A 25466-nucleotide genomic window follows, 5' to 3' on the forward strand; every position below is an offset into this window, starting at 1 on the left:
CCCCGGAGAGCCCCATTCCCCGTTCCCCCAGCTTCGTGTCATATCCATCAGGCAGCTCCATAATAAAATCATGAGCCTGGGCCCGTTTGGCCGCATCGATAATTTCCTCCAGCGCCGCATCTGGTCTTCCGTACGCAATATTGGCCTTGATCGTGGATGAAAACAGAAAGGTTTCCTGTAAGACAACGCCAATTTGCGAACGCAGCATTTTCAACCCGTATTCCTGAATCGGTTGATCATCAATCACAATCGTCCCTGCCGTCGGTTCATAAAAACGGGACAGAAGCTGAATCATACTGGTTTTCCCAGAACCAGTTGCGCCAATAAGCCCAATCGTTGTTCCGGGAGGCGCGGAAAAGGTGATTTCCTTAAGTGCGGCCGCCTCTTCCGATTGATAATGGAACGTGACCTGATCGAAGTTCACCTTTCCTGCCATTCTGCCGCTATGTCTGATGTCATCGCCATCCATAATCGATTCATCTGCTTCCAAAACTTCAAGAAGCCTTTCGCCGGAAGCTTTTGCCTGTGAGAACATATTAATGGTGAATCCCAGGTTCATAATCGGCCAAATAATATACCAAACAAGACTGTAAAAGGCGACTAGCTCCCCGGGCTTTAACGCTCCACTGATCACTTGAAATCCGCCATAGGCCAGCAAGGCGACAACGGAAATATTGCCGATCAGCTCCATCAGCGGAAAATATTTCGACCATACCACCGACGTAGCCAGCTGCTTGGTCCTGTACTCCTGATTGGAGGAGTTAAAACGCTTCGTTTCCTCCTTTTCCTTTGACAGGGCTTTAACCGTGTGAATCCCGTTAATATTTTCCTGCACCATGGTATTTAAGCGGCCGAACGATTCGCGAATCCCACGGAACGCCGGGTGGACGGCACGATCGAACTTATAAACCACCACACTTAAAAAAGGCAGGGACATCATCGTGACCAAAGTCAAGGAAACGGAATAATAGAACATCACACAAAGACTGGTCCCCACGACAATGACAAAGCGAAGAACCTCGCTAAAGCCGAAGGATACAAAAAAGCGAAAACCTTCCACATCCGCAGTCAAACGGGACATTAAATCCCCTGTCTTTGCGTTATCGTAATAGCTGAAGGATAGCCGCTGCAGCTTTTCATAGAGAGCATTTCGGAGCAGGTACACGGATTTAATACCGAACATATCTGCCAAATAATGCTGAATGAAGGTTGAGAAGGCTTTTACCCCCATGATGACGATAAATCCCAAGGCAATCCACGGCACCCAGTCATATTTCCGCCCAAGCACGACATCATCAATGGTTACCTGCAAAATGACCGGATAGATGACGGTAATCGCAGCGACAAGCAGCATAAAGAGCAACGACCAGATAAAATCCTTTTTAAAAGGAAGATAAAACAACTTCAACTTTTTAAAAACGAACATTTTTTCCTCCTTATGTAACCTAAAAATTTACATACCTTACATTTATATAGATTAAAGTGAGAAATATTTCGAAAATCGTTTAGGTTCTCTAAATTTTTGAAAACCTCCACCCCCTTTCGTGTCCTAAACCGGTATCCATGTAAGCCTTTCCAATAGTTTAGCAGGACGATTCCCTCCCTCCTATTGGCAAAACCATAGATTCATTGGTTAAAATAAAGTCTTTTTCCGCAACAAAAAAACGTACCACCCTTTAACGTGGTGGCACGTTTCTTCTATTAATATGATTTATGGCTCTTTAGTCAATGCCTGATCGGCCAGCAAAAGCGCCCCTGTAATCCCGGCATCATTGCCTAAACCAGGGCTTACAATATATTCTGACAGCTCCGGCAATGAAACATACTCACGGAGAAATTCCTTCAAGTGCTGGTAGATCGACGGGAATACCTGTTTCTGGTTCATGACGCCGCCGCCCAGGATAATCTTTTTCGGTGAAAGAATCAAAATATATTGCATCAGTGCCTGGGCGATATAGTAGCCTTCTAATTCCCATACTTCCTTTCTGTCCACTAACTCTATTCCTTTTTGCCCCCAGCGCCCTTCAATGGCAGGACCGGCCGCCAATCCTTCCAGACAATCACCATGGTACGGGCACCGCCCCTTATATAGATCTTCCGGATGACGCCTAACCAAAATATGCCCCATTTCCGGATGAGAATGCCCTTGAAGCATCTGCCCCTGAACGAGTGCACCTGCTCCAATTCCTGTTCCAACCGTTATATACAAACAGCCATCCATCCCTTTGGCTGCACCAAAAGTTGCCTCGCCTAACGCGGCGGCATTCACGTCGGTATGAAATCCGATGGGAACCCCAAATTCATCCTCAAACCCTTGCACAAACGGATAATCCTTCCAACCTGGTTTTGGGGTAGACGTGATGTGCCCGTATGTGGGACTTTCCCGGTTAACATCAATCGGACCAAACGACCCAATTCCAATCGCTTCAATCGGATATTTTTTACAAAATTCAATGACCTTCGGAATCGTTTCATCCGGGGTAGTGGTCGGGATTTGAATTCGGTCCACAATCGTTCCCTTTTTGTCTCCAACGGCACAAATAAATTTTGTCCCGCCAGCTTCAATTCCACCAAGCATTCGCAGCTCCTCCTAATCTATAATTCTTCAAACCGGCCTGTGTCCTTGAGGAAATGAAACAATGCCCCGATTAGGTTGGCATCGTTTTCAAATTGACAGGCTTGTACTTCTATATGTAACGTTGAAATGTCGTCCTTTAACCGTTTCAATTCACGATTGATCCCGTCAATCACTTCCAGCCGCTTGCTAATGCCGCCGCCAATGAGGACTTTTTGCGGGTCCAAGGCATATTTCAAATTATAAATTCCGATCGCAAGCTTTTTATAAAATTCTGCAATACTCTCCTTCGCAATCGGGTCCCCTTCTTCGGCCAAACGAAATACTTCTTCCCCGTTCAACGTTCCTTTTGCCAGTGACTTTCTCCTGGTGACCTCCTCCACTAAAGCATGGGTCGAAGCGGTCTTGCTCCAGGTTTGATCAAGCGGATTTTTAGACTCTGTTCCCATAATCATGTAACCGAACTCCCCGCCGTGGAGTGAAGCCCCGCGTAAGATCGATTGGTTCATGACGATACTGCCGCCAATTCCTGTCCCTATGACAATACAAATATAGTATCCCGTGCCTTTTGCCGCACCTAACCATCCTTCCGCCAAAGCGGCGCAATTGGCATCATTTTCGATCGATACCGGGAAACCCGTTCGCTCCCTTAAGAGGTCAGTCATACAAACTCCATGGATATATGGAATTGCACTGGCACCACCAATAAACCCCGTTTTACCATTTACCGCACCAGGTGAACTTAAAGCAATGCCTTGCAATTCAAATGAATTCGAACATTCCTTTGTTACTTGGCTGAGTTTCTGCAAGAAGCTTTCTAATCCATCACAAGGAGTCGGAAACTTGCCACTTTCTAATTTCTTTCCTTCTTGATCCATCACAGCATATTTGATATAGGTGCCGCCCACATCGAATACCATGTACGCTTTCATCCGACTCACCTCATTTTCATCCACTGCCCATTTCATGGTTAAAACCCATTGTTTTCAGATAACTGTTTATACCATTTCCCTGATTTTTTAACCGTTCGTGTTAAATGGTTCTTTAAATCTACTTCCACTAATCCATATCGGTTCTTATAAGCGTTCGTCCATGACCAGTTATCCATGAAGGTCCATAGGTGATATCCCAAGCAATTCGCTCCCTCTTCAAGCGCTTTATGCACCCATTTCAAGTGTTCCTGAATAAATTCAATCCGATAATCATCCTCAATAAACCCTTCCGCATGACGGAACTTTTCTTCCCCTTCCACACCCATTCCATTTTCCGAAATAAAGAATGGCAGATTACGATAGTTGTCACGGAGGTCAATCATAATATCATAGATCACTTCCTCGCAGATTTCCCAACCACGGTGCGGATTGATTTTCCTGCCTGGCATGATATACGGATCAAAAAGATGTTCCGGCATAAACGGAGCATTCTCCGGCTCAGGCTTCTCTTTCGCTTTCACACGGCGCGGCTGGTAGTAGTTCACGCCTAATAGATCAATCGGATGATTTCTAATCACTTCCAAATCACCGGCCTCCACGGCTGGAAGCAGGTCTCTTTCTTTTAAAATATCAACCAAATCACGGGGATACTCCCCCTTTGTGACCGGATCAAGAAAGCTGCGATTAAAGAACAGATCCGAAATATGGGCAGCCTTCACATCTTCGGCATCCTGGCTCCGTGGATAAGAGGGGGTGAGATTGAGGATAATGCCGATTTTTCCGTCCACATTCATTTTTCTAAAGGCTTCTACTGCCTTCGCATGGGCCACAATGGTATGGTGGGCAACCGTTGCCCCCCGTTTGAAATCTACTATATTTGGAAAATGCCAATTATATAGATACCCGGCCTCAACCGGGACGATCGGTTCGTTAAAGGTAAACCAATATTTCACACGGTCGCCAAATAAGCGAAAGCAGGTCTCCGCATAATTCACATAGGCGTCGATGACCTCCCGGCTTTCCCAGCCGCCTTTTTCCTGCATGCACATCGGCATATCGAAATGGTATAAATTCATAAATGGTTCGATGTCTTGAGCAATCAATTCATCGATGACCTGGTTGTAAAAGGCAACGGCCTTCCCGTTTACTTCACCCGTTCCATCCGGAATCAAACGTGACCATTGAATCGAGGTTCGAAAGGAGTTATGGCCCGTTTCTTTCATCAGCTGGATATCTTCTTTAAACCGATGATAGAAATCCGATGTATGTTCCGGGCCCACCCCATGATGAAAACTAGCAGGTTCCATGCTGTACCAATAATCCCAGATACTTTGCTTTCTTCCATCCACCAGCGCTGCGCCTTCCGTTTGCGGGCCTGAAGCGGCACTTCCCCACCAAAAGTTTGTTGGAAAACGATAGGTAAGGTTATCTTCTTGCAAACGATTAATCATTGATGATCACCATCCTGTTATTTAATTTTTCTCCATTCACTTGGTGTCGTTCCCACACTTTTTTTGAACTGTTTATAGAAATAAGCCGTATCCGAATACCCGACTTTTTTGCCAATTTCACCTGCACGGTAATGGGTGGTTTTGAGGAGCTCCTTTGCCTTTTCCAATCGGTATCGGTTTAGGTATTCTGAAAAAACCGCCCCTACTTCTTTTTGAAATAATTGCCCTAAATAGATGGCATTCACATGAAACTGCTGGCCCAATGTTTTTAACGAAATCCCTTCATCATAGTGGGCATGGATATAATCAAGGACATTTTGAACAATCGGACTTCGATTATTGACTTGTTTGTGGATCGAAAAAATTAATTCCTGGCAATATTCCTTCAAAATGGCTTTCATCTCGTCAATATCAGAGCTATACGCGATTCTTTCGATGGCAGCTGTATGATAGGAGAGATCGTTCGGCTGCAGCGAATAATGGATATAAGAAAGTAAATCAAAGATATATTTTCTGGCAGCTGGCGGGGAGATAAAGCTAGAATTCTTGGTGAGATCCTGAAAAAATGAATCAATCCGTTGTAAAACTTCTCCCTCTGCTTTTAATAGCTGCTTGACAATCGTTTCTTTAAATTCTTGCTGTTTTTTTAATTCTTCATGCTTATCAATCGTCAAATGTTCGGAAAGAAGTACATTTGGGGATGAATATAACTGCAATAAGCTATATTCCCTTGCTCTCATATAACTTTCTTCTAATTCGTCTACCGTTTTTACCGGCTTTCCCATCGCTAAATAGAATAAACCGGCCCCTCTTTCTTCATCCTTTAGCTGCTCGACCAGACCTTGGTTATATCGATATAGGTCCTTTTCCTTTTCGCTCCCTAAAATAATGACCAAGTCTTGATTGGGACTGAATAAACAAACAGCTGTGCAATGTTCCTCAATAAAGGTTCTGAGCTCCTTTAAAATCTCCACACTGTCATAGTTTTCAAAGCTTAAAATCGAAACGGAATAATACGGCTGAGTAAACTGGATATCATATAATGACAATCTTTCCAGACAGTCGTTCTTCTCAATCTCGCCATTCAAAAACCGCCACAAGGTATTATCCAATAGGGTGGACGGTTCCTGTGCCTGATTACCGCCCGACACGGCATTCATTTTCCGGCCTACATTTTGTACGGTCGTTAATAATTCTTCCTCATCCACTGGTTTGACTAAATAGTTTTCAATCCCCAATAACAGACCTTGCTTAATATACTCGAATTCTTGGTAACCCGTTAAAATAATACATTTCACCTTCGGCTGGATTTTTTTCGCTTCCTCAATTAAATCTAAACCGGACATTTCTCCCATTAATATGTCTGTAATAAGGAGGTCGACTGGATGTTCTTTAAGATAAGCAAGCGCCTCTTCCCCGCTCTCGGCACGCGACACAATTTCAAACCCATAGTCCTCCCAATCCAGGAGGGCTTGAAGGCCGATCGTAATTAATGGCTCATCATCCACAAGAAGCACCTTATACATGGCTGGTCCCTCTTACTGGAATAGAGAGTGTCACAATCGTTCCCTTATCATTAATACTTTTCACAGAAATACCGAATGTATCTCCATATTTCAGTTTTAAACGTTGATGGATATTTCTTAATCCAATGGAATCCATTTCATCTCCCTCTTCACAATTAAGATGCTGGACAATCATCGCAAGATCCTCCTCCGTTATCCCCTTACCATTATCCTCCACTGTGATTTCCAACATTTCTCCAAGCTGAGTGGCACGAATGTGTAACTCATTGTCAGTACGGTTTTTTCTAAAACCATGAACAAAATAATTTTCGATGATCGGCTGCAAAATGAGCTTTTGCACAGGTGTTTGCTCCACGTCACTAGGTATATGAATATCAACCTGTAGTTTGTTTGGGAATTTAAATTGCATTAATTTTAAATACTGATTGACATATTCAATTTCTGTATACAAAGGCACCGTGTCTTTTGACTCTAACGAGTAGCGGAATAGCTTGGATAAATGGAAAATCATTTTACTAGACGTTTTTGAACCCTCTACAACAGCCACCATCCGGATCGCCTCTAACGTATTAAATAAAAAATGAGGATCGATTTGGGCCTGTAGTGCTTTTAATTCCGCTTGCTGCTGCTTTAAATTTAGCAAGTAAAATTGTTCAATATAATTATTCAATTCATCTAACATCGAATTGATATTAACAGCAATCCTGGATAATTCATCCTCATGCTTGGATTCCGGTATCCTGGCATCCAGATTTCCGTTCTCCACCTGCCGAATAATCGCAACAATCTTATTAATACGCCTGGAATAGTTTCGAGTAAACGAATAGGAAATTAAAATGGAAATACTGATGAAGAAGATAATGACCCCCCACATCGTTCCTCTGACAATGGTCAGCTTTTGCCACCCTCGATCGGGAATCACACTGATATACGAATAATCCCCCTGGTTCGCAATGGTACTGATATAGAAATGGTCATTTCGCCACTTTATTTTTTTCTCATTGGTTTCCGGCTTTATCTGTTTGATCATGTCTAAGGGAACATCCCCCTTATTGACGGAATAAACAATTTCGCCTTCCGCATCCATGATAAAAAAGGAAGCAGGCACTCCATCACGCTTTTTGACCATTTTTTCTAGACGATTGGTAGAATAAAAAATAGTAATCTCACCAATTTTTTTCAAGGTCACAGGATTGTTAACGACAATCTTTTTGGTAAACGTATCTCTTAGCTGCCTGCTTCGTGGAATACCATGCCTGCCAAGATTAGGAATTTCTTCTGATAGATACAGGCTGCCTAAATGCCCGGAAGGATCGATGATGCTTTTATTCCATCGTAAATTTTGAAAAATGAGCAGGTATTCGACAGTTGGGGTCTCCAACGAACGCAGACTGATCGCATTAATATCGCTATCTTGACCGAAATAGGCATTGAAATACGTATCAATATTATTCGGTACAAAGGACTTGCCCTCCGAAAATTTGTCGAGACGGTATTCCAAATATTTCGCATACCCATTTTGAAGGGCAAAGGACATATCATCAATGACTTCCCCGTTCACATAAAAATCCCTTTTGGACCGATTAATATCTGCATCTTTAGCGGAAAAATAATCCTCCACCCGCTCCATCGTTCTGGTATTGACGTTCACTTCTTTTTGAACAATCACTTCCGAGTAATAGTTCGTAATCGTAACGATTAAAACAATGATGGTTAAAATAATAGTGATAGATGATGCCAAGAATAGTTTATTAAATATTCTTTGAGTAAAACGTCCTTTTCTTCTTAATCCCATTTTGATGTCCTCAAATGATACTTATTGTTTTTTCTAGTCTACCACCGGAAACTACGGTTTCAAATAAAATCAAGCTGAGATTTCCCACCCAGCTTGACTTTTTTGTGCTTATTTTTGCTTGCTCTTCCAATCGTCAAATTGCTTTTGAATTTCTTTTAGGACCTTGTCAATTCCAGCTTCTTTTAACTTCTTATTATATTTTGGCAAGTACTCTTCTGGATCAACAGAACCTGTTGCCAATGCCGGATAGAATTCTTTTGATATATTCGTAATGGATGCAAGCTCAGATCTTACAGGGTCGCTGTTAAAATGGAAACCAAGGGTTGGCGCAGTTTTGGCAGATTTGTTAAACTCTTCGAATTTAGCCCACTTATCTTTAGGGTCATTTTCATACAAATCCAAAACAAAGAAGTTTCCAAGTGAATAAGATGGAACATTATAACGATCGATACGTGCTGGAAGGTCTTTAATCGTTCCGTTGTCATTCTTTTCGTAATGTACGCCTTCTATCCCTTTGTCAACAAGGTTGCGTAGGTATGGATCTGTGTTAAGCAGTGTCAGGAATTCCATTGCTTTCTCAGGATTCTTAGATGTGGCTGAGATGGCCTGAATGGAACCGGATACAGAATCATTAATGGTAATCGGATCTTCCGCCGGAACAGAAACCACATCATACTTAGCCGAGCGAGACCATAATAAATCAGCATATGGCTGAGAATCACCCATGCGGACAAACCAGTTTTCTACATCCATTGGCCAGCTGTCTTTACTTGTCGCTGCATCTTCTTTAAGGAATCCAGCCTTATAATATTGATGCATAGTTTTATAGGTTTTCATAGTTAAATTAGATTCAAATTGATTAATCACATGGTCCCGATCGCCTTCCATCGCAAAGGCAAATGGCATTTCATTATTAAAGATATAATCGTATGGCAGATAGGCTTTGAATGTTGCCATTGGCGTGACGCTAGGTTCATTCTCTTTAATCGTTTGCAGCATCGGTTCAAGGTCTTCCAAGCTTTTTACTTTGGAAAGATCAAAGTGGTATTTGTCTACAAGGCGTTTATTAAAGGTATAAACCGATTGTCTGGCAGCCTCTTTATTCGTAGGAACGCCATAAATTTTTCCATTGACCTTAATTCCTTCTAACAGGGCCGGGTTGAGAGCTGCTTTAAGCTCTTTTCCCTCTTTTTCTAACATACCGTCAATGTCCTTAAAGGCACCTTTTTGGGCATTTTGAACGTAAGAGGTCCCATTGGTAAAAATAATATCAAACGGTTCCCCTGAATTGATCATCACCTGTGATTTTTGATCCCAATCTCCCCAGTCAATTTGCGTCATTTTCACTGTGGCATTGATTTTTTTCTTTGTGTACTTGTTGACTTCTGCAAAAACTTTTTCAGTATCTTTTTGCGGAGTTCCAATCGTGTACCAATTAATTTCATAAGGCTGTCCATCTTTACCGCCCTTTTCTGATGTGGAACTGTCTTTGCTGGTGCAGGCAGATAGAAGGGTTCCGGCTGCCAGTAGGGTTGCGAGCATAATGCCTAACTTCTTTTTCTTCATTCCTCTTCTCCTCTTTCTGTTGATTATTCTTTAACGCCGCCAATCGTCAGTCCGCTAATAAAGTACTTTTGGAAGAACGGGTACGAGACTGCGATCGGTAAGGTGGCGATTACAACCATAGCCATTTTGGCTGATTCTTGCGGAATCGTATCAAATAAACTTGACTGCATGATAGCGACATCCATATTTTTTCTCATAAATTCAAGATTTGCCTCAATTTTCATGAGTAAAGCTTGAAGCGGCACCAGATTAGGATTATCAATATAAAGCAAGGCCGTAAACCAGTCATTCCAATAACCCAATGTACTGAACAAGGCAATGGTGGCAATTCCCGGTAAAGAAAGTGGGAAGATGATTTGGAAGAAGATTCTCCATTCACTTGCCCCATCGATTCTTGCCGATTCCAAAATCGATTCAGAAACGGATTTTAAGAAAAAGGTTCTCATAATGATAATATAAAACGCATTCATCGCAAGGGGCAGGATCAGTGCCCAAACGGAATTTTTCAAATGCAGGAACTGGGTGACCACGATGTAAGTCGGCACCAGTCCGCCACTGAAAAGCATCGTAAAGAATGCGAGAAATGTGAAAAATCTGCGATACTTAAATTGCGGTCTTGAAATCGCGTAGGCATAAAAGGTAATCATGAATACACTGATGATGGTACCGACAATGGTAATAAAAATCGTGACACCATAGGAGCGGAAAAAGGACTCCTTCATCCCCCAGAGATAATGATAAGCATCCAAGCTCCATTCCTTCGGGATCAATTGAAAACCGTTCCTGACGATACTTTCCTCACTTGTAAACGAAATGATAATGACATAGATAAAAGGAAAGATACACGTAAATGCAAGAATCCCAAGCAGCACACTAATAATAGCATTTGCGGCTGGATGCATATGTTGAGGGTTCCGATACTTCTTCCTAACAACCTTAGGCTTCCCCTCGTTAATTTCTTCTACTGGTTTTGAAACAAGAAGCGTTGATTGGGTTTGTTCTAGTTTTGGCATATCAATAGCCGCCGGGCGACTTTTCCTCCCTTCTTAAAGAAATGAACATTAAAACAAGGCACTTTCCTCATCCACTTTACGGACAATGTAATTGGTAATGATCACGAGGATAAATCCAACAGCCGATTGGTATAGACCTGCAGCCGTACTCATGCCGATATCCCCCAGATTCATCAGACCCCGGTATACGAAGGTATCAATGACATTGGTCACCCCATAGAGAGCTCCCGAATCTCTTGGCACTTGATAAAACAATCCGAAATCCGAGTTGAAGATCCGCCCAATATTCATGATGGTCAGGATAATCATTAATGGCTTAAGCATTGGCAGGGTAACATGTTTAATCTGCTTCCATTTTGAAGCGCCATCAATCATCGCTGCCTCGTAATACGTCCGGTCAATCCCGACGATGGAGGCTAAGTAAACGATACTGCCGTAACCAACGCCCTTCCACATGCTCATGAATACGAGAATGATTGGCCAATATTTCGATTCGCTATACCACGATATAGGGTCAACATGGAACCAGCCCAGAATATGATTTAACAAACCATGTTCCGTACTTAAGAAAGTGAAGACAAAATAACTGCCGATAACCCATGAAATAAAATGCGGGAACAAGATAGAAGTTTGGTAAACCTTCGACAGCCTCTTATTGATTAACTCACTGAGCAAGACGGCTGTTGCAACCGCCGTTATCAGCCCTAATACGATAAAGACAAGATTGTAGAGGATGGTATTTCTGGTAATGATCCAGGCATCATTTGTACTGAATAAATATTTGAAGTTGTCAAAGCCAACCCATTCACTATTCATGACGCTGGCAAAAAATCCATCGGGATCAATTCGGAACTTTTTAAAGGCCAATACCTGTCCAAACATCGGCAAATACGAAAATAGAAGCAGCCAAATTGTTCCCGGTAACACCATAAGCAGCCAAACTCGATTTTTATAGAGATCGCTAAATATCTTTTTCATGTTTCTCCTCCCTCCAAGTGTTATGTAAGCACTTCCATACCTTTATTTTATAGGGAAAGGAGACCTAATTATAGTTGACTAATTTGGGATTAAGTGCAAAAATCTTAGAATTTAGTACAATCAGATGAAAGATCCTGGTAAAAGTAAAATAAGCGGAGTTTTTCCGGTTAAATGCAAAATGGAGCTCGTTTTGGGGGAAATAAGGGAAGGTTTTCCGCTTATGCAATGAAAAATCTCATATTGACACGTTTTTCGAATCAATAGGCGGAATTTCTCCGGCTATTTAAGCCTTTTTTAATCATAATTACGAATTAAGCGGAATTTTTCCGCCTATTTATCCACTCGGGTGATTAACCTGATTCCAAACCAATCGATAAGTGCGGGCGGACCCTCTGATTTCTCAGAAACCTTGATAAATAAAGAAAAGACGTATGCCAATTCATACGTCCATTCTTGTGTCTTTTAATAACGAAGCACCATTAACACAGCCTAATCCTATAAAACTCGAAAAGTCTTAATCTCATACGGTTTGATTTCAAACTCAATCGGCGATGCCGATGCCTCTCCAATAGGTTCTTCCATCAAATTGGTTTCTGCCCATGTGTTGATGCCTGCGAGAATATCCAAAGAAATCTTGCCCCTGCGTCCTTCATATTCATGAAGGCGGATAATGATTCCGTTGCCATCATAAGCCGGCTTAATCGCATCAATCCAAACATGGTCCGAATCCATTTCGAGGAAGGACTCTTCCTTTGCCCATTTCCCTTCAGAAGCCACAACAGGATCGTTCAAATCCCACGCTGCTTCCACCGTTTTCGCTTTGCGCCAGTCCCCGATATGCGGGTAAAGCGAATAAACGAACGAATGGGTTCCCTGATCTGCTTGTGGATCAGGATGGATGGCTGATTTTAGTAGGGTAATCCGCATGATATGTTCTTTAATGTCGTAGCCATACTTGGAATCGTTCAGCAGGCTTACCCCATAGTCTGGTTCTGACAGGTCGGCCCACTGATGGCCGACCGTTTCAAATTTAGCCATATCCCAGCTTGTATTCCAATGAGTCGGGCGCTTCACATTTCCATATTGAATATCATACGTGGCCTCGGTGGCGCGAATATCCACTGGGAAGGCAGCCTTCAGCAGTTTTCTCTTTTCATGCCAGTCCACCGTTGTTTCAAAATCAATGCGGCGGTCATTTTGATAAAAGACAATCCGCTGGGTGATTTCAGAATGGTGATAGGTCCACTGGGCAAGAATCGTAAACGCCAATTCCCCATTTTCCAAGACTTCAAAACTGATTAAATCACGAATTTCTTCCATTTTTTCTTGATAAAAAAGATCGATATCCCAAGCATCATGGGCAAGAGGCTTATCTTCAAAAATTTGCAAGATATTCCCCTTTTGATTCTCAGCGAGAACCCCACGGCCTGCTTCCTTATCAAAGAGGGACGTCAGTTGACCAAATTCATTCCATTCAACCAAGTAATACGGGGTTTCCAATTTCCGGTCCTGATAGTTGAAATTCGAATTCGTTTCCTGAACGGCTGCCGCCGGTTCAAAATATAACGTCTTCGCCCCAAAGGATGGAAGGGTGTCAACTTCAATCAGCCAGCCATTAACCCGTTTTTGATGGGTTAAAATTTCTCCCTTGCTGTTTTTCCAAACGCCTCCGGCAAAATCAGCAAATTGCTGGACCGCCACATTTTTCTTCCCCTGGTGGTGAGTGGCATTAAAGAGCACGACAGAGCGGTCATCCTTTTCGATTCCGTGCTCAATGATACGGGATTCCACGTTTCGAACTAGCTCATGCGCTTCCTTGTATTCTTCTTTGGCATCCTCATACACCTCATGGATGGAGGAGCCGGGAATAATATCATGGAATTGATTGCGCAAAATGATCTTCCAGCCATTTTTCAGTTCGTCTGTTCCCATCCATTGGCCATTTTCAGAAAGCCATGAAGTAAGAAATTCAGCCCGTCGGTAGAGGAGCTCCAATTTTCGATTCATCTGCTTCATAAACGCCTGGCTGGTATACGTGCCCCGGTGGTACTCCAGGTACAGCTCGCCATCCCATTTATGGATATAGCCATCCGATTCAGCCACATTCTCGTGAAGCTTTTCAAAAAATTCTCCGGCTGTCGACGTTTTTACCTTCGGCATTCCTGGGAGCGCATCAAATCTGCGGCGCATTTCAAGCATATGCCGATTAACACCGCCGCCGCCATCACCATATCCATAAGATAGAAGCAAATCTTTCGATAAATCCTTATCACGATAACCTTTCCAAGTGCCATTCACCGTTTTCGCGGTAATAAAGCCATTATACGTATAGAACCAAGAGTCCGGAGAATTCCAGGGCTCCGGCGTCGTAATAAAATGCGTTAAAATCTCGGAACCATCGATTCCTTTCCAGTAAAAGGTATCATGCGGCATCCGATTATACTGATTCCAGCTAATTTTCGTCGTCATCATGGTTTTAATGCCTGATTTGGTTAAAATCTGCGGCAGCGCCCAGCTGTAGCCGAACACGTCCGGCAGCCATAAATATTCGCAATCGACGTCAAACTCTTCTTTAAAAAAGTTCTTCCCGTGCAGGATTTGGCGGACAAGCGATTCGCCGCTCGGAATATTACAGTCCGACTCAAGCCACATCGCGCCGCCGGCTTCCCATTTACCTTCTGCCACCCGTTCCTTTATTTGAGCGTAAATCTCAGGATAATCCGTTTTGATATAGTCATAGAGCTGAGGCTGTGTTTGCAGAAATAAATATTCAGGGAATTGCTTCATTAAATGCAAGACCGTTGAAAAAGAACGAGCAGACTTCTCCCGTGTATTTTTTAACCGCCAAAGCCAGGCCACATCAATATGGGTATGGCCGACAGTATGAATGGTGATGTCTGAAGTTTTGGTGAAGGACTGAATCGCCTCCGTCAGACTTTCCTCCGCCGCATAACAGGACTGATAAAATTCAGGGCTGCCGGGCTCGGTCCAATTAATAAACTGAAGCGCGTCTGAAATCAACTTTTTCAAAACAGTATAGGCGGATTCTGATTCACTTGTTTCCTTTAATACTTCATACGCGGCTAAAAGGGTGTAATAGAGATGATCTACCCGGCGATCCAGCCAGCCAATCGCGGCCATTTTCAGTTTAAATTCATTTTCTGTCGGAATTCCTCCACCCTCAAGTCCTGACCAGAGCCTGAAATCCAAACTCATCGGCCCCTTGGCCGTTTCGTCATCGAAGAGCACTTCTTCATGATTGGAATCGACCCCCTGATAGGGTTTGCCATTGACAAATAGAAGCGACTCAAAGCCTGAATTATTGCCCCCGCCCGTTTTTCCAAACGAGAATAGACCGACAATCTGCTGATCGGCATAGGACAAATGAGTATCGATCTCAGCATGAAGCCAAATATAGCGATCGCGGCCTTTCCAGTAGTCGCCGATATTCATCACCTTTTGTTCATCATACACAGTAGGTGGATAGGCACCAATCGAACCATCATCCTCCTGGGCGAAAAATGAGTTGATCGCCGTCAAGTCCCGGTACCGGTAACCCTCTAACTCCCTGATGCGCTCTTCAAATTTTCTTTCTGTTAAGAACATGCTTTCACCTCGTTATCACTAGTTTTTATAATGAAAAGTTGCCAGCCGTGACGATCCGATGGTAGACATTACCGCCTACTAGCCCCTCCACGATTTCCCATGGCCCATCATGGCGCAGCCGTTTTTCTTCCAATTCCTCGATCCGGGGAATCCTTCCCTCAAGCCACTCCTGAATCCGGTATTTGACAGAATCCATCCGGGTCATCACACCGCCATAACGAATATCGATTACTTCCCAGCCAAATGGCTTATACGCTGAAAACCAAATATCTCGGTGCTTTTGCCTTAATAGATCCACATTCACTTGGATTCGATCCACAATCATAAGAATGGATTTCATTTGTTCAAAATCGTTGTTCTGATACGCTGCTAGGATCTTGAGGCCGATTTCCGCTTTGTCAGCCAGCACCCTCGCTAGCTGTTCATAAAAATCAAACAGAGCTTCCCAAGCTGGATTTTCTCGTTTGGCTTTTTCAAGCACGGGTACCAGCTGCTGATAGTGCTCCCCTAAAGAAAGGCCGCGGACATTCTCGTCATATAAACCTATTAAACTATCTTGGTATAAGAGGACTTTCGACGTCATCGAGGTATTCATGTTATCTTCCATGACACCCGGTGTTTCATCCAATAATTTCAAATTCATAAAATCGGCAAAATGCCCCTCACCGCAAAATTCAAAACGCTCGGCCACCTTTTCAATAGACACGTCCTTTTGGTAAGTGTGCTCGGCAAATAATTGCAAGATCGGGTAGGCTGTTGCAAACGGCGTTTCGGCCCCGTTATCCCCCCACAATGTGACAAAGATTTCGCCGATCCCTTCCTGTTTACAGGCGGCCAGTCCCGCCACCGTGGTCGCAATCGCCTTGCCATAGTTCGGCACCAGTCCATTCCATGTCCAAGCCCCGCCGGCAAAAATCGGCGTGGAGCCGAGCAGCTTATGATGTTGAAAATCTCGTTCATATACTTCTTGTTCTTTCCGGTAATAGTTCCAATAAACAAGCTCAACATCCGGAATCCCTTCAAGAATTTCTTGGCGGATGCGGCCGTTTTCATCCTTATAAGGGCTGTTTTCGGCAAACAGCGGGAAGTACATATCGCTCCAAATCATCGGTTTCAGACCGAGCTTATCGGTAATGGAGACCACCTTTTGGAGATGCCGGTTCATAAGTTCAATATGGTTTTCATAGCCATGCTTCTCCAAATATTTTCCTAGGCCCAGCTGAAACGTCTCGTCCATCCCAATATGAATCCGTTTGGTTCGAAATGGCCCGGAAGCCGCTTTTAGACAGCTCTCTAAAAACTCATACGTTTGGGGCTCATCCACGAGTAAGATATCATCGGTGTCTCTGATCGTTGCGGCATAGTTCCATTTCAGAGCTTCCCGCAAGTGGCCCAAGGTTTGAATGCAAGGGATCATGTCAATCCCGAGCTTTTCGGCATATTCATCACAGGCCCGCAGCTCCTCAAATGTATATCTTCCACGCATATATCCAAAATAAGGATATTCCTTCACCTCGTACGTATCCTCCGTATAAAGCATGAGGGTGTCTAATCCCATGACGGCCATGTGCTGGAGAAGCTTCTCTACGTCAGCAACGGTAGGAACCGCATTTCTTGACGCATCCAGCATCACGCCGCTCATGTTGAACTGGGGATTCTCGGTGATATCGAATTCATTGTTTTTTTGAAAATTCTCCAGCCACAAGCCAAGCGCCCGGAAAAAATGAATCGGCTTTTCGAATGAAATTTCTCCGTGGCCGTTTTTATTCACAACCCTTAACGGTCCTTGCTGATGTTTGACTTGTATTGGGTATCCATCAGTAGAAAGTTGAATCTTTAATCGTTTAGAAACAAGCTCGAGACCATCCGTGACCGCAGATATGTCCCCCTTGAGGTACAGTTCCACTTGTATTTCCCCTTTTTTCTTTGTTTTTAACTACAAACTGCGAAATAAAAGCACCAGAAAAACTAGTTTGATAGATTTATCGGCGAATATTTATGTTTTATCGGCGAATTTTTGGATTTTATCAGCGAATCCGGCGCTTTTATCAGCGAATTTCACACGTTTATCAGCGAATCGGAAATCGCCGCGGCCATTTACCTTTAACAGACCCTTTCCAAACGAGCAAACCGGTTAAGACAAACCTTCATCATCCAATAGGCAGGAGCCACCGCAGAAATAAACGGGATGAGGCCGGGAACCTGATTGATCAGGTAGCCAATCACAAAAAAACCAGCGCCAATCCAGATGATGGAAGGCAGCCCTGTTAAGGTGACGAGAAAGGACTGTTTGATGTATTCCCGACTTGAAAGCTCATAATGGACATAGACGGCAAAAAAATGGCCGGCTGCCAATAGTAAGATGATCAACAGGATGTACAGGATAACCGAAAGGAAGCTGGCAAACACACCCGACATGAAGGACTCTGTAATCCTGATATCAATAAAAAGAAAAAGGCCGATGCTGTAAAAAACAAGGCCTATTCCGTTGCTTCTCTTCCATTCTTTAAAATACACCTGCTTAAACGTCTTCCAAACAGGTACATCGGTATCTTTTCTCAGCCATTTACGGACAATCGTAAACAGGGCAACCGTTGCCGGGAAAAAGCCAAATACCCCGAGTCCCAAGGCGGTTAAGGCAATCCAGCATAGATTTGCTGTGATCACCCTCCATATCCATTCACAAACAACAATCATCCATGAACCATTTTTCATACGGCACCACCCTTTCCAATAAAACTAGTTATTTTTCATTAAATGATGATAAAGCGGACTTCCTTTAACAGCTTTCCCGGTTAAACTCAGCACGAATTCACTGAACATCGTGTTGGCCCACGCGAACCAATCTCTTGTAAATTCCTCCGGACAGTCGGCGTTAAAGCCTTCGTGCATAAAATTCGTCCCGCCATCGGTGTTTTTAAAATAAGCCAAAATTTCCTGTTTTTCCGCATCACTTACCGCGGTCATCCCCTGGATGGCAAGAGCAATATGCCAAATATAGTGATCCGGTGTATGCGGGCTGCCAATGCCGTTAGCATATTTACCCTCGTAAAAATAAGGATTATCCCTGCTCAAAAGGAACTCTCTTGTATTGAGATACGTCGCATCCTCAAATGACTGATACCCTAAGTACGGCGCCGCAAGCAAACTTGGCACATTGGCGTCATCCATTAAGTTAACGCGGCCTTCCCCATCGGTTTCATAGACATACATCTCTCCATAGATCGGATGGTCCAATTTCGCATATTGTTCAATCCCCTGCCTGATTTCCTCACGAAGCTTTAAGCACTCTTCTTTTAAGGAAGAATCCTGTAACACCATCTCACACATTTCCGCCGCATACCCTAACACGACAACGGCAAACATATTCGCCGGGACCAGGTATCCGTATGTGCAGGCATCATCACTTGGGCGGAAGGCGCTCCAGGTCATTCCGGTCGGAACCACACGCCCTCCTTTTCCTTCACGGGTCAAGGTATCGGACTGGCGCACATCGGCCCGTTCAAACCGGTAAGGAGACTTATTTTCATGATCCTGCTCCGTTCTCCAAACCTGGATAATCGTCTCCAAAACCGTTTGGAACGTTTCTTTTATATAAGCCGTACGGCCGGTTGACTTCCAAAACAGATAAGCGAGCTGGATTGGATAGCATAACGAGTCTATTTCGTATTTCCGTTCCCAAATATGGGGAGTCATGTCGGTTAGATCGGTTTGATGCCCCCTGCCATTTTCCGTTTCATTAAACGCATTGGCATAAGGGTCATGCAGGATAAAGGCGAATTGCTGGCGAATCACTCCTTCGAGTAATTCGGCCAGCTCCTCATCCTCCTCTGCAGCCAGCAAATAGGGGCGCACTTGTGCTGCAGAGTCTCTTAACCACATCGCCGGAATGTCACCGGTGACGACAAAGGTTTTTCCGTCTTCCAGCTTTTTCAGTGTCGTGGTATACGTATTAACAAAGCATTGCTCAAACATAACGTGTAATTTTTCATCCCCAGGAAAGCATTCCTTTACATGTTGGATCAGTTTTTGCATCGATTCTGGAATTACTGCTGTCATTTTTCCCTCTCCTATCGCTTATGTTGAAAACCTAGTGTAATAATTTCATAGCCTGCGACTTCATACTGCTCGCTAGAATCATTGGTTTGTTCTTCAAGGATCGTACTCTTGTAAGATGTAAACTCCGTCTGGGCGGGGATGGATGCCGTAAAACTTTTACTAGTCGGCGCCGGATTGAACCAGCGAATCATCACGTCATCACATTCTTCCGCCACTTTCATCGATGACCATGCAAGGCCCTCGGACTCCCGGTTCACAAACTGATGGTCAGCTGGCAAGGTCCCTTCATGGGCGCTGGTCTGAATAACCTGAAGGGGAACTTTATATTGATACGCCTCCACAAAGGCGTTTGACGCAATCACATCTTTTTCATGCATGAGCACTTGCCACTCGGCTGTTTGCATCCCGATGCACTGGGCCTCCGGTGTCGGGAAGTAGCCCCAGTCGCCAAGCTCGGCAACCGAACGAAGGACGGTGAGGGCAATCGTTCCATCCGCTGGAAGGATTTCATATTCCTGAAGGCCGTCCGTGGCCACGGTTAAGCCCAATTCGTCATCATTAATGCTGGCGAAGCGCTGCTGATGATGACAGAAGCTTGGATTTTCCCATTCTTTTTCCGGTGTATTCGGGCGGGTCACAACCTCAAAAATACTGTCGGCCTGGTGTGTTTCCGTCTGCAATCCAGTCGGGAAAAGGACACGCAGGCGGTGGTCCGTTGCTTGATTGTCCATGGTCAGCTTGAAAGCCGGCCCCTTCATTCCTTTTTCGAGAGTCACAACGGTACTTAGTGTAATAGTCGTCATTTCCTTCGATCTGCCTGCTTCCCTTTCCTTATGCCAAATCAAGCGGTTCCGTTCGATCGCCAATCGGTCGTCCGCTGAAACCGGAATGGTTAAGGTATGCGTAAACTCAAGCTCAGTTCGAAGCGGTGATTTTTCAAGGAAACGGAATACGGCCGGGACATCCTTTGTCGTCATCGGCTCCTGTCCTTTTGCTTCCTTGAACATATATTCATTGCCGACATCCCCTGTGTCCTCGTAAATACCGAGACGATGGAAGGTCCTGCCGGTTGCTTTATTCGTTAAATCATAGGTACCATCCTCATGAAACAGGAGGTGAACATATTCATTTTCGATTTCCATGCCGCCTTCCGCCGCGTGTTCTGGACGCTCTCCGGCCGGCTGTTCTTGCGGAATAAGATAGAAGGTCTTGTAGCCGAAAGCCGGTACATTTTCTGCAAAGAAGGAAACCTTAGCCCGCTTGGCAAAAAACGGCTGGCGGAATTTGTCATCCGGTAAATCATAGCCAAACTCCACCACAGGGCTTTCCAGCTGACTTTCGATAGTATGGCCGGCTTGATCGGTCAGCTTGTAGGCCGGTAATTCTTTATCCTGTAAATAGATTGGAATGTCTTCAAAATGCATTTGTGAAAAATACACCTTTTCCAGATCCACTGTTTTTGTGACGACTTCTTCCTTGTTCCACCCCGTTGTATTCATGATAACAAGGGGAATTCCGCCCTCTGGTGCGCCCGAGGTATCAATTTTACCGGCAAGCTCTGCTGCCTGCTCCGATACAAACACCTCGCCCATTTGCGAAACTGTTTCAAAGCGGGTCTCCATTTCACGGTGTACTTCATCCACGCTGCAGCCGCAAATGCTGTCATGCGGGTGATTTTTCATCAAGGATTTCCACATGAAGCGGAGATATTCCCTTGGGTAGATCCCGCCTGCTAAAAAGCCCATGCTCGCGAGCGGCTCGGCGATTTTTTCCAAAAGGGTTTGACAGTGGTTGTTCCATTGCTTCAAATAAATCCGGCTGGAAGCGGTATTAACAAGCGTCGACCAGCCATCGGTCCGCTGATTGCGCAATTCGCCTTCAATGACCTGCAGCTTCTCAGGAAGTGCTTCTTTTAACGCCTCTGTATATTCATCAAAACTGGAATGCTTAAAGGTGTAATCAGGATATAAACTGGCTGCCGTTTCAATCGCCTGCGGAATCGTTTTTTGCAGTGGCTGGTGGTCGCTTCCATTCATAAACAATAACTGATGGGTGGACGCATACTTTTCAGCATCGCGGAGTTTTACATCCCAAAATTTCTTCGCTTCCGCTTCATCCGCCGGGATTTCATTGCCGTTCGAGTACCAATTAGCAAAAAGAATACCTAATACGTTCGAGCCGTCCGGTGCTTTCCAGATCATCTCAGAATAAGGAGATTCATAATCAGGAGAATCCGACACGGTGTTATTAAAGCCGGTCGGTTTGACGCCCCTTCCGAAGGCCGCCGTATCAATCCCCGCTTGCTTTAAAAGCTGGGGCGCCTGCCCATAAATGCCAAACGTGTCAGGAAAGTAGCCAATTTTTGAGACATGCCCATAGGCTTTGCTATCATGTAAACCGATTTGCAGGTTCCGGACATTGGCTTCAGAGCTTGTTAAAAAAGCATCCTGAAGCACATACCATGGTCCGATATGCAGCTTTTTCTGTTCGATTAATTGTTTGACAATCTCCCGGTTTTCCGGATGAACGGCAAAGTAATCCTCTAAAAGAACCGTCTGGCCATCGAGATGGAACGATTGAAAATCATTTCCTTCTTTTTTGAACTGGTCGATCAACTCATTCATCAGCTTGATAAAATAGTAACGGTGCTGTTCAAAAGGCAAGTACCATTCCCTGTCCCAATGGGAATGGGAGATAATATGTGCAGTTTTTTTCATTGAATCCTACCCGCTTTCCTTTATTTCAGTTTTACGAAAACGCTATCATTTTCTTTGATTTCATTTTAACAAGCTAGGATTTTCGAGCAATAGATTACTAGTAAGTCCTATGGATTTTACAGTGTATCTAAAAATAGTTCATGAAAAATGGGGGCAGACATCATTGCTTTCTCTGCAATGAGGGCTGCCCCCTTAAGTCGCCGGGACGGTTCTTATAACTTTTCGCCAATGGTTCACCTGGAAAAAGCCAGCGGAACCGTCCCCATGGCCACTTGGTCATGGTTATGGATTCAGAAATCCATAGGCTTCAAATTCAAATATCCTTGCGGCCGTATCGCCGCCTTGGGTTGGTTTGTCCACCCATAAACGGACATAGCGTGCGTTTGTTAACGCGATGCTGTGTTCTGAAACCGCCGCTGTATTGTCGGTCACCTTGACAGCTTCCGTCCAATTAACTCCATCCGTGCTTACTTCAATCCTAAAGGCTTGAGTGTTGAAGGCTTGCGGTTCCCCGCCCGCTTGTGCATGGTGAATGACAAACTTGGAAAGGGCAAACTGGTCGCCCAGATCCACCTGCAGCCAATGAGGAGCATTCCCCAATGCACACCATTTACTGTTGTCCTTGCCATCGAACGCATACTTCGCCGCTTCACTCGGAGCACATTGTCCGCTGGCAATCGCGGTCTTATTCAATGCCACATTTTTAATGTCCTTGGCTGCTTCAGAAATGGTAATCATCGCTTCTTTTGTCAGGACACTTTCACCCTCGCTGTTTTTCGCGATCAGGGTAACCGAGTAGACGCCTTCTTTTTCATAGGTGACGACCGGATTTTCCTCCTTACTCACTGCTGGAGTTCCACCTTCAAAATGCCATTCCACTTCTTCTGTTACTTCGGATGAACGATTAAGAAAATGAATTTCCTTCCCCGGAGCCGCTACCGTTTGATCGGCACCGAAATCAGCTTCCGGCTTTGGATAGGACGGCCAATCGAAGGTAACCTTTGTCGGCTCGCTGCGCTTGAACTCTTTGTTCACCGCAACAATTTCCAACGTGGTGCTGCTTTCCTTCTCGCTTCTCTTCAGATTGGATAAGTAATACACCTTGTTAGGGGTAGCACCAACAAACTCTTTTTCATTGTTCGGCAGCTTGCGATAAATTTCATAGTGGCTCACATCGGAATCAGACGGCTTCCAAGCAAGGGCAACGTCCGCGTAGATTCCTTTCTTAAACTCGACTTTATTTACCTTTGCATCGTTCGGAGCATGGATGGAATTGTGCTTTTCCTGTTTGTTATAAACCTTGATTTCTCCGATATGGGTCGTAAAATCTTTCACATCCTGGTCACTTTCAACCAAAAGCGAAATGGCTGCGATGTTTTTACCGCTGTATTTTTTTAGTTTGAATGAATCCGTCGTCCACGGTTGATCCGTTCGTTTTTTCACATCAAAAAACACAAATTGGTCGGGCTTGTCTGTAAAGCTGACTCCCAGTTTCATGTTTGGCTTTTTCAAATCTGTTTTGTATGTCAGCGAGATTTCCGTATCCTTTTGGATCGGCAGATTGGTTTTATAAAGCTTGATATGTGTTGGGTTGTCTGCCTCGATCGTTCCTGAAAGCTTCAACGAGCTGCCGCCGTAATAGGCTGTATCCCAATCGAAATCGACGTCAACAGCCTGCCCGCCCTCTTTCAGCCAGCGCCAGGTCGGAAGGAGATCCTGGAGACTGCGGTTATTCCAGGACTGATTGCTTACTGTCGTTCCATCTGCAGCGAAAAACTTGCCGCTTCCGGTATTAAAGTGCGTCACAAAAGGGAGCTCCTCGATCGCGGTTTTAGCGGTAAAGTAGTGGGCCATCCCTTTCCATGTCCCGTTATTACTTGTAGCTGCAGGGTTTTTGGACTTTCCAACCCAGAATTCATTTTCCTTCTGATAAAACTCTTCCATGGTCTCAGCCGTTTTAAAGGCCCAGTCCGGGCGATAAATGCCTAATGAAGTTAATGGCGCTTTCCCCTCAGGGAAAATCCCATCCCAAGGAACGTTCGTGCTTGTCCCATTTGCTTCCACATCAATCCCAGTAAACAAATCATACGGGCTTCTGCCGATTTCCTGAGCTTTATTAACAGAAGACTGCTGGTTGCGCCACCAGAAGTTTAAAAACATACTGTCGGAAACACGTGACCCTCCATCCTGCAGGAAGCTGCTGTTTTGATCGGTCAACGCATTTTGCCAGCTAACCCTTCCGTCCTTGGTCATCGAATCGTACCACATGATATGCATGCCTTCACTCTTATGCTGCTGAAGATAGATGAGGAATTCCTTCATTTTTTGAGCGGTCTTGGCATCTCCGCCTTCGGTTTCCTGATTAATAAACCAGCCGTCAAATCCGTAATAGCGTGCCGCCTCAAGCAGCTTGTCCGCCGCAGGGAAAGAGCCATCCTCCCGTTGCGTCAACATTTGGTTCAGCCACGCAACCTTTCCTCCATAGACGGTTGGAGGGAAGAAAACATTTCCCAAAATCGGCACGCCGTTTTTATGGGCAGCGTCAATGACGTCCGCACTTGGCGGCACGATAATCCCTTCACCGGAAGAACCTGCCCAATACACCATGATGTCGACGTATTGCCAATAACTGAACGTATTCGCCAAAAATTCCTTCCCGCCTTGGGACGGTACGCCACTCGTTGTGGGATTGAGTGCAGACAAAGCGACTACCTTTGCTTCTGACTGGGCATGATCATTGACTTTGTATAACACGTCCCGTTTGCCCAATGGAACTTGGCTGCGGTTAAACACAGCATCCGGATCGTTCTCCGGCGTCCAATTCAATAATTGCTCGGGATACCAATAAGATGATTCTGGCTGTTTGGCATAGCTTGTGTTAGGTGATACCCCCACTACAAAGATGCCCAAAAAGAAAACCAGCCACAAAAATCCCTTTTTCACGTTTTTCACTGTTTCTCCTCGCTCTCCATCTATTTTTTATATTGAAGCTTATGTAAGCTTGCTTCCCCTTTCCCTGAATGGGACGATACAATGATAGCGCTGTCAAAATTGCCTTCGATGATGTTTTTTCCGTCAGTCATTCCGATTTGACCCTTTTTTCCACATCTTATTCTGAGCAGATTGCTCCGTCAACGAATGCACAAAATATGGTTTAGTTTTTCCATTATCTCTAAGGTTTTTCCATTAAAAATCCCCATGATGTGAGTGACTGGAAATGACAAGCAACTGAATCAATATTTGTATAA

The 25466-nt window shown here is 44.4% G+C and carries 15 protein-coding genes; all 15 read right to left on the bottom strand.

What is annotated here, in order from left to right; all coding sequences use genetic code 11:
• The coding region (locus COJ96_RS27410; RefSeq protein ID WP_098576794.1) for an ABC transporter ATP-binding protein at window positions 1-1426 on the bottom strand (1426 nt) is incomplete at its 3' end.
• Between the two features lie 285 nt (window positions 1427-1711).
• On the bottom strand, window positions 1712-2578 hold the full coding sequence (locus COJ96_RS27415; RefSeq protein ID WP_098576795.1) for an ROK family protein: 867 nt from the start codon (window positions 2576-2578) through the stop codon (window positions 1712-1714).
• A gap of 17 nt (window positions 2579-2595) precedes the next feature.
• A complete protein-coding gene (locus COJ96_RS27420) occupies window positions 2596-3543 on the bottom strand; it encodes an ROK family protein (RefSeq protein WP_257148654.1) in 948 nt (315 codons plus the stop codon).
• 2 nt (window positions 3544-3545) lie between these two features.
• Window positions 3546-4958 (bottom strand): glycoside hydrolase family 1 protein, encoded by a 1413-nt coding sequence (locus tag COJ96_RS27425; protein ID WP_098576796.1) that lies wholly within the window; start codon window positions 4956-4958, stop codon window positions 3546-3548.
• 17 nt (window positions 4959-4975) lie between these two features.
• Window positions 4976-6484: a response regulator transcription factor gene (locus tag COJ96_RS27430; RefSeq protein WP_098576797.1), complete on the bottom strand. Its 1509-nt coding sequence runs from the start codon at window positions 6482-6484 to the stop codon at window positions 4976-4978.
• Window positions 6477-8279 carry a sensor histidine kinase gene (locus COJ96_RS27435; protein WP_098576798.1) on the bottom strand — a complete coding sequence of 601 codons (1803 nt, stop codon included), beginning with the start codon at window positions 8277-8279 and terminating at the stop codon, window positions 6477-6479. Before COJ96_RS27435 ends, COJ96_RS27430 begins: the two co-directional genes overlap by 8 nt.
• 108 nt (window positions 8280-8387) lie before the next feature.
• Window positions 8388-9845: an ABC transporter substrate-binding protein gene (locus COJ96_RS27440; RefSeq protein WP_098576799.1), complete on the bottom strand. Its 1458-nt coding sequence runs from the start codon at window positions 9843-9845 to the stop codon at window positions 8388-8390.
• A 23-nt stretch (window positions 9846-9868) separates the two neighbouring features.
• Window positions 9869-10747: a carbohydrate ABC transporter permease gene (locus COJ96_RS27445; protein WP_098576826.1), complete on the bottom strand. Its 879-nt coding sequence runs from the start codon at window positions 10745-10747 to the stop codon at window positions 9869-9871.
• 159 nt (window positions 10748-10906) lie between these two features.
• On the bottom strand, window positions 10907-11836 hold the full coding sequence (locus tag COJ96_RS27450; protein ID WP_098576800.1) for an ABC transporter permease: 930 nt from the start codon (window positions 11834-11836) through the stop codon (window positions 10907-10909).
• Window positions 11837-12331: 495 nt separating this feature from the next.
• Window positions 12332-15442, bottom strand: a complete 3111-nt coding sequence (locus COJ96_RS27455) for an alpha-mannosidase (protein ID WP_098576801.1) — start codon at window positions 15440-15442, stop codon at window positions 12332-12334.
• A 25-nt stretch (window positions 15443-15467) separates the two neighbouring features.
• Entirely contained in the window at window positions 15468-17348 is a 1881-nt protein-coding gene (locus COJ96_RS27460; RefSeq protein WP_098576802.1) for a beta-N-acetylhexosaminidase, read from the bottom strand.
• Window positions 17349-17545: 197 nt separating this feature from the next.
• Window positions 17546-18157 (bottom strand): YesL family protein, encoded by a 612-nt coding sequence (locus COJ96_RS27465; protein WP_098576803.1) that lies wholly within the window; start codon window positions 18155-18157, stop codon window positions 17546-17548.
• Between the two features lie 24 nt (window positions 18158-18181).
• On the bottom strand, window positions 18182-19501 hold the full coding sequence (locus COJ96_RS27470; RefSeq protein ID WP_098576804.1) for a glycoside hydrolase family 125 protein: 1320 nt from the start codon (window positions 19499-19501) through the stop codon (window positions 18182-18184).
• Window positions 19502-19512: 11 nt separating this feature from the next.
• On the bottom strand, window positions 19513-22218 hold the full coding sequence (locus COJ96_RS27475) for an alpha-mannosidase (RefSeq protein ID WP_098576805.1): 2706 nt from the start codon (window positions 22216-22218) through the stop codon (window positions 19513-19515).
• Between the two features lie 282 nt (window positions 22219-22500).
• On the bottom strand, window positions 22501-25170 hold the full coding sequence (locus COJ96_RS27480) for an endo-beta-N-acetylglucosaminidase (protein WP_257148655.1): 2670 nt from the start codon (window positions 25168-25170) through the stop codon (window positions 22501-22503).
• Window positions 25171-25466: the final 296 nt, after the last annotated feature.

The organism is Bacillus sp. AFS073361, assembly GCF_002567005.1.
Classification (GTDB): domain Bacteria; phylum Bacillota; class Bacilli; order Bacillales; family Cytobacillaceae; genus Neobacillus.